This window comes from Streptomyces sp. NBC_01433 (assembly GCF_026340105.1).
GTDB lineage: Bacteria > Actinomycetota > Actinomycetes > Streptomycetales > Streptomycetaceae > Streptomyces.
On sequence record NZ_JAPEPM010000003.1, the window covers coordinates 558,276 to 571,636 of the forward strand.

Here is a 13,361-nt window from a genome sequence, read left to right on the forward strand (position 1 = left end):
GCTCCGGCTCCGGAAGGCGTTGGGCCTCCCGGAGCCGGAGCCGGAGCCGGAGCCGGGAAAGAAGGAGGGAAGCGGGGGAGGGGCGCAGAGCGGGGCGGGGAAACGGGACGATGCGCGGGCCACCCCTACCGCTCACGCGCCTGGGCCGTCCTCGCCCCCGCCACCCCCACCCCCGCCGGACCGCTCACCGTCGTCCCGGCCCCCGTTCCCTGGAGCCCACCTCATGACGCACCCGTACCTGACCCACCCGAGCCTGCTGCCCGCCATCGCCGCCCCGAGGCCGGCACCGGCCCGCCCCCTCGACCTGCGCGTCCACGTCCACCACATCCAGGTCGGCGACCTCACCGTCACCGACCACAGCCAGGTCCTCGCCCACGCCCGCCGCTCAGCCCGCACCCAGCCCGACACCGCCGCCCTGCTCGGCCACAGCCCCCCCCGCCACTCACGGCCGCGGCCGCGCTCCTGTGCGCGCTCCACGACCTCGACGACCTCACCGACATGGGCCTGCGCCCCACCCGGCACACCACCCGCGTCAGCGCAGCCAAGACCAACACGGCCCCGTCACCCTGGAGCTGTCCGACACACCTGAGGAGAGCTGACGTGCCCGCCCGCCGACTGCGCTACCTGACCCTGCGCTACCTGACCCTCCGCACCCTGAGAAACCCCGCACTCCTCCAGCAGCACCCGCACAACCAAGCCCCCGGCTGCCCTGCGGACACAGTGAATGAAGGGGTCGAGGGGCAAGCCCCCTATCGCCTCCGCGTCTGACACAGTCCTTCTCGTCCAGGGCTGTCCGAAGGCTGACCAGCGCGGACTCCTGGGGGTGGACGACCGGCCCGCTCCAGCGGCCTGATTCGTCCACCCCAACTCTCTCCGCGCCAGGCCACGCCGAGCCGGACGGCCATGCCGGGCAGCGGCAGCGCGCACCCACCGCCGCCCCGGTCCTCACCGCGTACGCGATGGCCAGCACGGTGCGCGGGTGCCGTGGCTGAGGAGGATGACCGCGGTGACGGGTAGTGGTGAGTACAGCCACCCGTCAGCGGCTCGGAGTGTGGGGTATCGGATTGCGACACGTCCCGCGTTCCAGACCGTCCGAGGCGATGCGCCTGGAAGGTCCGGATGCGGTGGACTGGTTGCGGCGAGAGGATCGGAGTACGAGCAGCGGCCCGACCGCGCCGGGCGGCAGGCCTTCTCTGGGCCGGTTCTCCCTTCCGGTGTTTCCGGCCCGCTTCCCTGTGTTGGATCTCGCCGCTCGTGACATGTCGATCTTGCGTGAATTGGAGGTTCTTGGCTGTCTTACGGCTTTGGCACCCATGATCAGTCTCAAATCCGCGGCATTTCCTCGCGAGGGCGAGGTCGAGATCAGACGGCTTGTCCGAGTCGGCCGAGTACACCACGCTGAGCCCCGAGCACGAGGGCTACCGGCGAGCCCAGATCGCGCACCGAGCACGCTGGTCCATACGCCGGACACTCATGGACGGAAGGCTGGACCATGCGGAAACTGATCTACGGCATGAACCTGACCCTGGACGGCTACATCGCCGCGGCCGGCGACGACATCGGCTGGAGCGGGCCGCCGAGCGACGAGCTGTTCCAGTGGTGGCTCGACCACGAGCAGGCGAGTGGCCTGTCGCTGTATGGGCGCAAGCTGTGGGAGACGATGAGCTCCTACTGGCCGACCGGCGACCAGCAGCCCAACGCCACCCCGGCGGAGATCGAGTTCGCGCGGAACTGGCGGGATACGCCGAAGGTGGTGTTCTCCTCGACGATCGACAAGGTCGACTGGAACACCCGTCTGGTCACCGGCGACGCGATCGCAGAGATCACCCGGCTCAAGGCCGAGGACGGCGGCCCAATGGACATCGGCGGCGCAACGCTCGCCGGGGCGGCCATGCGTGCCGGGCTGATCGACGAGTATTTGATCGCCGCCCATCCGGTCCTGGTGGGCAGCGGCACGCCGTTCTTCACCGCGCTGGACAGCTGGGTGAACCTGAACCTGGTGGAGACGCGGACGTTTCCCGGCGGTGTGGTCCTGACCAGGTACGAGACGAGGCGCTGAGCAGCAGCACCCACGCGGCAGACCAAGCCTCATCTTTGAAGGCTCTGCCTTCCGGAAGGCAGATGCTCACAGCGGCATCGGACAGGTCCACCGCCCGCTCACAGCCAAGACATCGAGATCACCGAGTCACGATTGTGCGCGAGCTGGCTGCCACCGCCGATTGCCGATCACGCCATCCGCCAACAATGATCCGGTGATCACGTTGCGCGTGGCATGCGCATGGGGATGTTCGGGGCCCAAGCGGGCATTCCGTTCCCTCCAATCGGCCGAGCAGACGGCTCGCACCGGGTGCGAGGGCACGAACGATCCGGTACCACGGCGAAGCCGCCGTTGTGGGACCACAGCAGTCCACAGACCGTGGCCTATCCGCGCGCCAACGCCTGCACCCCGGGGCGCCGACTGGATGAGCAGACGGTGCGCCACCCGCCTCGACCCCCTCCAGCCCGCCTGATCCCCGCACGGGCAGCGCTCCAGGAGATGGCTCCCGCGCACATCGCGCAGGGTTCCGTGCTGGCTTGCAGCGTCGGGGCCGGCATATTTCTTGCGGCGTAAGGGCGCGTGATGTATCGGGGGCCAGGTTGGTTTCGCCGTGTGCGGTCACGTCGGAGTCGGTCACGACCGTGTTCTCCGCTTCGTGGAGCACGCGGCCTTCCGCGTCGGTCAGCAGGGCACCGAAGGGATGGTTGCCGTTCTTGCGGACCTGGATGGCGCCGGCGACTCGTGTCGAGGCTGTCCGGACTGTAGCGAGCGGGCGAAGCTGAGGCCACAGGAACATCTGAATCGGCTCCGACGACCTACCCATGCTGACGGGGCAACTGCAGCAGTGGGGCTGAACCGGCCTTGATCCACTGGCTCCAGAAGTTCCAGTTCGTCTATTCCGACAGGGGGGCCAGGGGCAGGGTGCGGGTACGTCCGGTGGCGCCGAGCCATGCGGCGGAGGGCTTGGGGGTGCGGACGAAGGTCTCGCGGTCGACGGCGATCAGCCCGAAGGTGGGTGTGTAGCGGCCCCATTCGTAGTTGTCCAGCGCGCTCCAGTGGAAGTAGCCGCGGACGTCGATGCCGTCGTCCATGGCGTGGGCGAGGGAGTCGAGGGCGCCGGCGGTGTAGTGGATGCGGCGGGTGTCTTCGGCGGTGGCGATGCCGTTCTCGGTGACGATCAGTGGGACGCCGGGGGCGACGGCGGCACTGTGTCGCAGTGCCTCTCCCAGGGCCCGGGGGTAGAACTCCCATCCCATGAGAGTGCGTTCGGCCTCCGCCGGTGCGGGCAGGGGGCCGTCGGACCCGACGCGGGTGCGGGTGTACGACTGCACGCCGAGCCAGTCGTCGCCGCGGGCCGCTTCGAGGAAGACGTCCTCGCGCGGGTGCCGGACGGCCGCCGCGACGTCCTCCGCCCCCGGCAGCGGCTGGTACACCTGGTTTGCGACGGACCATCCGCAAAGTACTTGTGGAGCAAGGGACTTGATTGTTTCGACGGCCAGGCCGTGGACACGTACGAGGGCCTCGGCGGTGGCACCGTCCGGCGTTGTCGGCCCGAACGTGGGCAGTTGGCTTCCGGCGAGATGGGCCTTGTAGAGGGTGGCCATCGAGGCGAGCATGTTGGGCTCGTTGATGGTGCACACGTGTGTGACGCCGGTGGCGTAAATGGGGGCAGCTGCCGCAAGGAACCGGGCGAACAGTTCGTCCGAACCGGCGGTGGCCCAGCTGCCGCGCTCTGCGAACCACCGGGGAGTGGTGAAGTGGTGCAGCGTCACCAGGGGGCGCAGGCCGCGTTCGTGCGCACCTTCGACCATGCGCCGGTAGTGGGCGATCGCAGCCTGGGAGAACTCGCCCGGAGCGGGCTCGATGCGCGCCCACTCGATGCTGAACCGGTAGTCGGTGAAGCCCAGTCCGGCCAGCAGGTCCATGTCTTCGGGCCAGCGGTGGTAGCTGTCGCAGGCGTCGCCGCTGGGCTCCTTGATGTAGGGGTTCTCCATGTGCTCGAAGAGCCACCAGTCACTGTTGGTGTTATTGCCCTCGATCTGGTGCGCGGAGGTGGAGGCGCCCCAGAGGAAACCGTCGGGAAGTCGTCGTGCGGGTGTCATGAGCTGTTCTCGATTCCGGGTGTCGTTCGCGGTTAGCGGAGTTCGGTCAGGGCGGCCCTGCGCCGGGCGTCCAGTTCCCGTTGTACGCGGGCCGTGTCAGCGGCGTATGGGCGGTAGAGCAGTGTGAGGAAGAGGCCGTTCACCAGCATCAGGACGACCAGGACCCACAGGAAGACGACGCGGAGCCCGACGGCGTCGGCGAGGAATCCCGCGCCCAGGCTGTAGCCCGCCCAGGCGATCGCCTCGGCGATGGACACGTACAACGCGAAGGCGGCTCCCCGGAGTTCGGGCGGGGTAATAGCCATGACCATCGGCCGGTTGACGCTCGGGTTGATGCCCTGTGACGCGCCGAGCAGCGCGAAGAAGACGCCATACACGAGGATGCTGTCGTAGTGGAACTGGCTGCCGAAGAAGGCGAAGACGGCGAAGGCGAACTGTGCCGCCTGGAGGACCGCGACCGGTCCGAAACGCGGACTGCGCCGGGAAGCCCAGTCGGTGGCGGCCCCGCCCAGGAGGGTTCCGAGGAAGTAGCCGACACCGAAGGGCAGGGTGACGAGCGTGGCCTTCTGGGTGCTGAAACCGTGCACGTCCACCAGGAAGACCACGCCGAATGTGACCACCAGCAGGTGCCCGGACAAAAGGCGCGAGACGATCAGGATCACCAGGCTGCGGATCTTGAGGAGCGAGAACGCCTTGGCCCAGGTGAGCTTTGAATGGGCTTCACGGGTGGCCTGGTCGAGGTCGGCGAGCTGCTCCTCGGCGGCGCCCCGGCCCGGGTCGCGGAACCAGATCAGCAGGGCGAAACCGAGCAGGACGTTGAACGCGCCGATGCCCCACAGACCCCAGCGCCAGCCCTCGTCCACACCCGCGAGCTGTCCCTTGATCGGCCCGATCACCGCGCTGACCAGCGATACCGTCCCGTACACGATGCCGACGGCGCGGCCACGGGACGAGCCACCGAAGAGGTCGCCGATGACCTCGGTGATGATCGGGCCGGCGGCGGCGTAGCCCGCCGCCAATATCGTGTAGAGGATGAGGAGTTGGGTGAAGTTCTGGGAGAAGCCGGCGGCCACGCCCCAGATGCCCCACAGGCCGGTGGCCACGACGAGCACGCTCTTGCGCGAAGAGCGCTGTGCCGCCCACACCCAGAACGGGCCGGCGAACACGCCTACGAGCTTGCTGGCCGCGGTGAGGATGCCCAGGGCGCCGAGTGAGACGCCGAGGGACTGCTTGATGAGTGGGAACAGGCTGCTGACCAGGCTGGCCTCGGTGTTGTCGACCAGCATGGTGCCGCCGAGCAGGGCGAGCTGCCGATTGCGGCCCGTGACCTGTACGGGAGTTGAGCTGGTAGCCGGGCCGGGGGGCGCAGCGTCCCTGCTGAGCTCGGTCATGGTGCCTTCTCGATTCTGTGCGGCGAGGCAGCGGGCAGTGGGCCGGAGAGAGGGGCTGTGGGAGAGATGCGCGGGACGGCGCCCCCGCGGGTTCAGAGTTTGGCGAGCTCCTCGGCGACGCGGTGCAGCGCGCCGGACGGGAACAGTGCTCCCGCTGTCGCCGCGAGATCGATCAGCGGCGTCGATCCGACCATCTGGATCAGTTCGGAGTCCACCACGCCCGGCAGGTGGGTGCGCAGCACCTCGACGGCGAACGGGTCGGCGATGAGCGCCTGGAACGGGGTGCGCAGCGAGAGCCGGCCCTGCGGGTAGTCCGCCGTGCGGGGCAGCGGCTGCGTCGCACGTTCGGCCTGCGTGCGCTGCGTCCGTATCAGCAGATGATCGTCCGTGACCGGGCCGTGTTCGGGCAGACCCAGACGTGCGTACTGGCTGGGCGGTGCGTCGTTGGCTCGCATCAGCTCGATCATCAGGGTCGCCATGCGCAGCTCGACCGTGTCGTCGACGAGCGGGGTGCTCTGTTCGGGGTCGGTCTCCAGGTCGAAGAGGAGGGTGCCGTGGTGGTATGGGTTGAACAGGGTGCGGCCCGGCACGCGCACCGTGCGGACGTTCTTCGTGAAGCCGAACGGTTCGGCCAGTTCCAGGCCGACGAGTTCGGCGGGCGAGAACCGCCCCCGCATGTGCGTCGGCATCAACGTGTGCTCGTACAAAGGGGAGTTGTCAGGTGAGACGGGCGCGCGCATGTACACGTGTCGCCCGTCCGTGACGTTGACGTGTCCGCCGTGGATGCCGAAAAGACCGGCCTCCCGCACGGGCGTGTCGGCGGCCATCGGCAGCGGTGCGCCCTGCATGTCGCGGGGGCGCTCGACGCCGAAGAATTCGAGGAAGGTCGGGGCGAGGTCGACGGTCTGCACGAGTGCCTCCCGCCGCGCGCCCGCGGCGGCCGTGCGGGGGTCCCAGGCGAACAGGGGGAGGTGGACCAGTTCGTTGAACCAGGGCTGAACGCTCTTGCCCCACCAGCCCTTCTCGCCGAGCAGCAGTCCGTGGTCGGTGTTGACGATCAGCAGGGTGTCGTCCCACAGCTCCAGTTCGTCCATGGTGTCCAGGACCCGCCCCAACGAGTGGTCGCACATGGACAGCAGAGCCCCGTACTCCATCCGCCCGTGGTGGACCTGTTCGTCGGTCTCCACCACGCGCTTGTAGTCGGGCCAGTCGAAGTGCGGGCCGTCGTAGTCGTGCGGGTAGAGGTCCTTGTAGCGTTGCGGGCTGAAGAAGGGTTCGTGCGGGTCGAAGGTCTCGATCTGGACGAACCACCGGTCCTCGTCCTTGTTCGCCGCGATGAATTCGAGGCCCGCGTCGAAGGTGCGGGTCTGCGGGTGCCGGTCCTCGGTGGCTGTGTGCTGCCGGTTGATCCAGTCCTGCCGGTAGCCGGGGCCGAATCGCATCCGCTTGAGATCCTCGGGCATCGGCGGGTCCGCCACCTGTCCCTTCCACGGGTCGCCCTCCTGTCCGCGGAAGAACTCCCATGTGTGGTAGCGGCCGTGGTAGGTCGCGCCGCCGTCTTCCCAGTAGTGCGGGTGGTCGCTGACGAGGTGGGTGTAGACGCCGTTCCGCTTGAGCAGTTCCGGCATGGAGTCGTCGAACGGCTCCAGCGGGCCCCAGCTGCGGTGCAGGAAGTTGTGCCGCCCGGTGTGGATCTCCCGCCGGGCCGGCATGCAGGGCATCGAGCCCGCGTACGCGTTGTCGAAGGTGACGGCGCGTTCGGCGAGCCGGGCGAAGTTCGGGGCGTGCGTCCAGTCGCCGCCGTACGGGGGCAGCATGCGGCGGTTGAGGCTGTCGAACATGACCATGATGGCCTTCATCGGGCGGACTCCTCGCCGGTCGAGCGGTCATCGGTGCGGTTCGCGGTCAGCCGGCGCAGGGTCTGCTCCAGCCAGTCGACCCAGGTGTCCATCGCCCTCGCGCCCAACAGGTGCAGCGACTCCTGGACCTCCCGGTCGAGGCCCTGGTCGAGGCCCGGCAGGGGGTCCTCGTAGTGCAGGGTGCGGTCCCGGTGGCGGTTCTTGGCGATCTGCGCGCGGCGGTAGTCGAGTTCAGTGCGGAGCAGGCCGATCGCGGTGTCCCTGTCCAGGGGGGCGGACACACTGAAGCGGGCGGTGAAGTCGATGTCCTGGAGGCGGGTCGAGGGCTCGTACGGCGTGCGCACCCAGTCCATCAGCGCATCGTGCCCGCTCTCGGTCAGCCGGTAGATCTTCGCGTCCGGGCGTCCTTCGCGTGCGTCGATCTCGTGCCGAACCCAGCCCGCGGCCTCCAGTTGGGCGAGTTTTCGGTAGATCTGACTGTGATGCGCCTTCGCCCACACGAACTGACCCTCGGTCTCCAGCCACTTGCGCAGGTCGTAGCCGCTGTAGGGGCGGCGGGCCAGCAGGCCCAGCAGCACGTACTCGAATTTCACCGCGGCGACTCCCTATGTGCGTTCTCACCTATGTGCGTATTCATATACTCGGGCCATGGAGACGTCAATGGAATGCTGCGCATCCGTTCCCCGGCCCGGCGCCCCCGGACCGCTCCCCGCGCCGGCTGCAGAGCCTCCCGTGCACGACCAAGTAGCCCTGAAGGGAGGGAAGTTCTTGATGGGTGACGCTTTCGATGAGGGGTATACGGGGGACGGTGAACGTCCTGTGCACACGGTGCGTGTCGCGCCGTTCGGCATCGACGTCACCACCGTCACCGTGGCGATGTTCCGTGCCTTCGCCGAGGAGAGCGGGTACGTCACCGTGGCCGAGCGGGAGGGGAGTTCGGCCGTGTTCCACCTCGCGGTCGCCGCCGGTCGGGCCGACGTCGTACGGTCCGACCCGGCTGTCCCGTGGTGGCTGGAGGTGCGGGGCGCGGACTGGCGGCACCCGCACGGTCCGCTCTCCACCGCCGAGCCCGACCACCCCGTCGTGCACGTGGCCTGGGACGACGCCGTCGCCTATTGTGCGTGGGCGGAGCGTCGGCTGCCGACCGAGGCCGAGTGGGAGTACGCGGCCCGGGGCGGCCTTGAAGGTCGGCGCTTCGCCTGGGGTGACGAACTGCTCCCCGGCGGCCGGTGGCCGTGCAACATCTGGCAGGGCCGCTTCCCGTACGAGAACACGGGCGGCGACGGCCACCTCGCGACCGCGCCCGTCCGCAGCTACCCGCCCAACGGCTTCGGCCTGTACGAGGTGGCCGGGAATGTGTGGGAGTGGTGCTCGGACCGGTTCGCGCCGGACTACTACGCGCACTCGCCCGCCGCGGACCCCCGGGGTCCGGAGAGCGGGGACCGGCGGGTGATGCGCGGCGGCTCGTACCTGTGCCACCGCTCCTACTGTCACCGCTACCGGGTGGCGGCACGTTCGGGCAATATCCCCGGCTCCAGCAGCGGGAACTGCGGGTTCCGGACGGTCAGCCGACATCCTGGGGAGCGGTGAGCGCGCGCCACACCCGGCGCACGTGCTCGGCCATGTCGATCGTGGGATCACTCAGCCACTGGACCATGATGCCGTCGGACGCGGCGACGATCGCCGAGGCCGTGAAGTCCGGGTCGAGCCCGGGGGCGATCCGGCCCGCGGCCTCCTCGGCCGCGAGGTGCTCGGCGATAGTGGCGCGCAGCAGGGTGAACCGTTCCCGGAAATAGGCGTGCGCCGGGTGGGCGGGGTCCGTCGAGGCGGCCACCAGGGTGATGTACAGCCGAGCGCGGGCGGTATCGGTGGTGTTCGCCGTCAGCGCCAGGGCCAGGAATTCACCGGGGTCACGGACCGCGTGCGGGGCCCGGTACCGGCTCTCGGCAGCGCGGTCACTCGCCCGCAGGACCTCGGTGAGGAGATGGTCCTTGGAGTCGAAGTAGTGCATCAGGCCGGTGAGGCTGATGCCGCTGTCCGTGGCGACCGCACGCAGCGTCGTGTTCCGCTCGCCCACCCGGCCGAAGATCTTCAGGGTGACCTGGAGGATCTCCTCCCTCTTGGCGACGCCCTTGGCGTACGAGCTCTTGGCTTTCACGAGGTCAGCCTATGTGCCGCAGCGAATTCGAGGCCGGTCGACCCTTGTCCTCAAAAACAGTACGCCGTACTGTTTCGCAGCATCCGCATGATCCCGCACAATCCGCAGCCGGTGCACACCGTTGTGTCCGGACGAGAGAAGGTCCGCCCGTGCAAGGACCCGTTGAGAGATCCGCAGCCCCGCCCGACGCTCCGGGCACCGGCCCGACCGTGAGCGGACGGCCGCTGCGGCGCATGATGGCCTGTGCGGGGCCCGCCACCCTGGGCATCGCCCTCGTTTGGGGCGCCGTGCCCGGCATCCTGCTGGCCCTCCAGATCCAGCGCACCGTCGGCGCGGAGGACAAGGTCGGTTCCCTGGCGCTGGTCACCACTGTCGGTGCGATCGTCGCCATGGCGGCGCAGCCCATCGCCGGTGCGGTCTCCGACCGGACCCGAACGCGGTTCGGCCGGCGCACACCCTGGATCGTGGCCGGTGCACTGACCGGCGGCACAGCGCTGGTCGCCATGGCGTTCATGAGCTCCGTGCCTGGGATCCAGGCCGCCTGGTGCTTCGTGCAACTCGGCTACAACTTCGCGATGGCCCCGCTGTCCGCCGCGATGCCCGACCGGGTGCCGGTCGCCAGACGTGGCCAGTACTCGGCGGTGCTCGGGCTCAGTTCGATGTGCGGATCACTGTTCGGGCAGATCCTGGGTTCCGTACTGGAGGCCTGCATCACCCTGGCGTACGTACTGCTGGCAGCCTTCTCGGTCGTCGCGGTGACCGTGTTCGTCACCCTCAACCCGGACCGGTCGAGCCGGGACTTGCCGCAAGAGCCGTTCCGTGCGTCCGAGTTCCTGCGGGGCCTGCTGCCCAATCCGCGTCAGCACCCCGACTTCTTCTGGGTCTTCATCGGCCGGCTCTGCACCTTCCAGTCGTACTTCCTGGTCATCGGATACAAGCTCTACATCCTCCAGGACTACATCGGCCTCGGGGACGGGGCCATCGGCAAGGTGCCCGCCCTCGCCGTCGCCGGAGTCGCCGGAATACTCCCGGCCACGCTGATCTGCGGCCCGCTCTCGGACCGGCTCGGCAGACGCAAACCCTTCGTCGTCACCTCGGCCGCCCTCATCGGCTGCGCCATGCTCGTTCCGCTGGCCGCGCCCACCATGACCGGGATGCTCGTGATGGCGTTCCTGGTGGGCGTCGGCTTCGGCTGCTTCCAGGGCGTGGACACGGCCCTCATCTCCCAAGTTCTGCCTTCCCACAAGTCGTTCGCCGGCGACCTCGGCCTCATCAACATCGCCGCCGCCCTGCCACAGGCGCTCGCACCGGCCGTTGCCGCGGCCGTCGTCCTCGGGCTCGGCTACGAGGCCCTGTTCCCCGCAGCGGCGATCTTCGGGGTACTCGGCGCGATCGCCGTCCTGCGGGTCCGCAGCGTGCGCTGACAGCCCCCGACTTTCCTTGAGAACTCCCGACTTCCCTTCAGAACACGCAATCAGAACACGCAATCAGAACAGGCAAGGAGCACACAGTGACCGACCCCACGGCAGCCACCACCCCCGAAGAAGCGGTGGCCCGGCTGAGCCTCGAAGAGAAGGCCACCCTGACGACCGGGGCGAGCTGGTGGATCACCGAGAGTTTCCCGCACGCGGAGGTCCCGGAGTTCCGCCTCGCCGACGGACCGCACGGACTGCGCCGGCAGAAAGACGACCGGGTCGACCAACTCGGCATCATCGACAGCGCCCCGGCCACCTGCTTCCCGCCCGCCGTCACCCTCGCGAGCAGTTGGGACACCGCTCTCGCCGAACGCGTCGGCCGGGCGCTGGGCCGCGAGTCGCTCTCCCACGGCGTGCACGTACTCCTCGGCCCCGGCGTCAACATCAAGCGCAGCCCCCTGTGCGGGCGCAACTTCGAGTACTTCTCCGAGGACCCGCTGCTCAGCGGCGCCCTCGGTACCGCCTGGGTGAACGGCGTCCAGTCGCAGGGCGTCGGCACCTCCCTCAAGCACTTCGCCGCCAACAACCAGGAGAACGACCGCATGACGGTCAGCTCCGACATCGACGCCCGCACCCTGCGCGAGATCTACCTCCCCGCCTTCCGCCGCGTGGTCACCGAGGCGAAACCGTGGACCGTCATGTGCGCCTACAACCGCCTCAACGGCGTGCACTCCTCGGAGAACCACTGGCTCCTCACCGAGCTGCTGCGCGACGAATGGGGCTACGAAGGCGTCGTCGTCTCGGACTGGGGCGCCGTCGTCGACCGGGCCCGTTCCCTCGCCGCCGGACTCGACCTCGAAATGCCCTCGTCCTCGGGATTCGGTCCCGCCCGGCTGGTCGCCGCGGTGACCTCCGGCGAAATCGACGAGAAGGCCCTCGACGTCAGCGCCGCACGCGTCGTCGCACTCGCCCGCAGGGCGGTCCTGCATGCCGACCCGGACGCCTCCTACGACCAGGACGCCCACCACGCCCTCGCCCGCGAGGCCGCCGTCCGCGGTGCCGTACTCCTGAAGAACGAGGGCGGGCTGCTCCCTCTCGACCCGGCCACCGGCGCACGCATCGCGGTGCTCGGCGAGTTCGCCCGTACGCCCCGCTACCAGGGTGCGGGCAGCTCGCGCGTCACCCCGACCCGGCTGGACGATGCGCTCAGCGCGCTCACCACCGCCGCGCCGGACGCGCGTATCGACTTCGCGCCCGGCTTCCCCGTCGACAACCCGGACGGCGACGTGGCCGGTCTGCGCGAGGAGGCCGTACGCGCTGCCCGCGAAGCCGACGTGGCCATCCTCTTCCTCGGTCTCCCGCCGAGCTTCGAGTCCGAGGGGTACGACCGCGACCACATCGAACTCCCTTCCGAGCAGACAGAGTTGCTCGCCGCAGTGACGGCGGCTAATCCGAACACGGTCGTGGTCCTCGCCAACGGCAGCGTCGTCCGCCTCTCCGGCTGGATCGACGACGTACCGGCCGTCCTGGAGGGCTGGCTGGCCGGCCAGGCCGGTGGCCTCGCCACGGCGGACCTGCTCTTCGGCCGCGCCAACCCGTCCGGCCGCCTCACCGAAACCGTCCCGCTGCGCCTCGCCGATACCCCTGCCCACCTCGACTGGCCGGGAGAACGGAGCCACGCGCGGTACAGCGAGGGGCTGTTCGTCGGATACCGTCACTACGACGCCCGCGAGATGGAGGTCTCGTATCCCTTCGGGCACGGCCTGTCGTACACGACCTTCGAGCAGACCGATCTACGGGTGGCCCAGGACGCCACCGGGCTCGACGTCACCGTGACGGTCACGAACACCGGTCCGCGCGCCGGGCACGAGGTGGTGCAGGTGTACGTGGGTGCACTGGGCTCGCAAGTACGCCGCCCAGTACGGGAGTTGAAGGCTTTCGCTGCGGTGCTCCTCGCCCCGGGGGACACCCGCGACGTCACCCTTCGCATAGCCCGCACGGACCTCGCGTACTTCGACATCGGCGTCGACGCCTGGCTCGTCGAAGGGCTCGAATACCGCGTCGACGTAGGTGCCTCCAGCCGCGACATCCGCCTGACCACGACGGTCACGGTCGAGGGAGACCCGTACGCCGCCCTCCTGGACGCCGACTCGACTATCGGCGAGTGGCGCGCGCACCCGGTCGGCGGCCCCGCCGTCGATCGTCTCCTTGAGCGCGTACGGGAAACCATGCGCGACGCGTACCCGAAGGAGGGCAGCCACCGTTACCGGATGATCGCGAACATGAGGCTCAGCCAGCTCGCCAAGCTGCCGATCGTGCCACTGAACTTCGCGGATGTGGACGAACTGCTCGCAGAGGTCCGCGGGAACCCGGGCCGGAACTGACGCGAGGGGCGGCG

The 13,361-nt window shown here is 69.2% G+C and carries 11 protein-coding genes; 6 read left to right on the plus strand and 5 right to left on the minus strand.

Annotation, left to right across the window (positions count from 1 at the left end):
- Positions 1–223 precede the first annotated feature (223 nt).
- The 3 genes from OG413_RS39280 to OG413_RS39290 all read left to right on the plus strand — a co-directional run bounded on the left by OG413_RS39280 (position 224) and on the right by OG413_RS39290 (position 2,059).
- Positions 224–589, plus strand: coding sequence for a hypothetical protein (locus OG413_RS39280; protein ID WP_323138012.1), 366 nt, complete (start codon positions 224–226; stop codon positions 587–589).
- A gap of 11 nt (positions 590–600) precedes the next feature.
- Complete coding sequence (locus OG413_RS39285) at positions 601–768, plus strand: hypothetical protein (RefSeq protein ID WP_266814121.1); 168 nt, start codon at positions 601–603, stop codon at positions 766–768.
- A gap of 724 nt (positions 769–1,492) precedes the next feature.
- Entirely contained in the window at positions 1,493–2,059 is a 567-nt protein-coding gene (locus OG413_RS39290) for a dihydrofolate reductase family protein (protein ID WP_266814123.1), read from the plus strand.
- Between the two features lie 872 nt (positions 2,060–2,931).
- Here the strand turns inward: OG413_RS39290 and OG413_RS39295 are convergent.
- The 4 genes from OG413_RS39295 to OG413_RS39310 form a co-directional block, all read right to left on the minus strand.
- Positions 2,932–4,140 carry a glycoside hydrolase family 1 protein gene (locus OG413_RS39295; RefSeq protein WP_266814125.1) on the minus strand — a complete coding sequence of 403 codons (1,209 nt, stop codon included), beginning with the start codon at positions 4,138–4,140 and terminating at the stop codon, positions 2,932–2,934.
- A gap of 32 nt (positions 4,141–4,172) precedes the next feature.
- Positions 4,173–5,531, minus strand: coding sequence for an MFS transporter (locus tag OG413_RS39300; protein ID WP_266814127.1), 1,359 nt, complete (start codon positions 5,529–5,531; stop codon positions 4,173–4,175).
- Between the two features lie 92 nt (positions 5,532–5,623).
- Positions 5,624–7,390: a sulfatase gene (locus OG413_RS39305; protein WP_266814129.1), complete on the minus strand. Its 1,767-nt coding sequence runs from the start codon at positions 7,388–7,390 to the stop codon at positions 5,624–5,626.
- Positions 7,387–7,983, minus strand: a complete 597-nt coding sequence (locus OG413_RS39310) for a PadR family transcriptional regulator (protein ID WP_266814131.1) — start codon at positions 7,981–7,983, stop codon at positions 7,387–7,389. The genes OG413_RS39305 and OG413_RS39310 overlap by 4 nt, the downstream gene beginning before the upstream one ends.
- A gap of 55 nt (positions 7,984–8,038) precedes the next feature.
- On the opposite strand from OG413_RS39310, the gene OG413_RS39315 reads away from it, so the two are divergent.
- Complete coding sequence (locus OG413_RS39315) at positions 8,039–8,980, plus strand: formylglycine-generating enzyme family protein (RefSeq protein ID WP_266814133.1); 942 nt, start codon at positions 8,039–8,041, stop codon at positions 8,978–8,980.
- On the opposite strand, the gene OG413_RS39320 is transcribed toward OG413_RS39315, so the two are convergent.
- Positions 8,955–9,548, minus strand: coding sequence for a TetR/AcrR family transcriptional regulator (locus tag OG413_RS39320; protein WP_266814135.1), 594 nt, complete (start codon positions 9,546–9,548; stop codon positions 8,955–8,957). The genes OG413_RS39315 and OG413_RS39320 overlap by 26 nt on opposite strands.
- Before the next feature lie 209 nt (positions 9,549–9,757).
- On the opposite strand from OG413_RS39320, the gene OG413_RS39325 reads away from it, so the two are divergent.
- Together OG413_RS39325 and OG413_RS39330 are read left to right on the plus strand one after the other, a co-directional pair.
- Positions 9,758–10,972: an MFS transporter gene (locus OG413_RS39325; protein ID WP_266814160.1), complete on the plus strand. Its 1,215-nt coding sequence runs from the start codon at positions 9,758–9,760 to the stop codon at positions 10,970–10,972.
- Between the two features lie 86 nt (positions 10,973–11,058).
- The gene (locus OG413_RS39330) at positions 11,059–13,347 is read left to right on the plus strand and encodes a glycoside hydrolase family 3 C-terminal domain-containing protein (RefSeq protein WP_266814162.1); all 2,289 of its coding nucleotides are present in this window, start codon (positions 11,059–11,061) and stop codon (positions 13,345–13,347) included.
- Positions 13,348–13,361 lie beyond the last annotated feature (14 nt).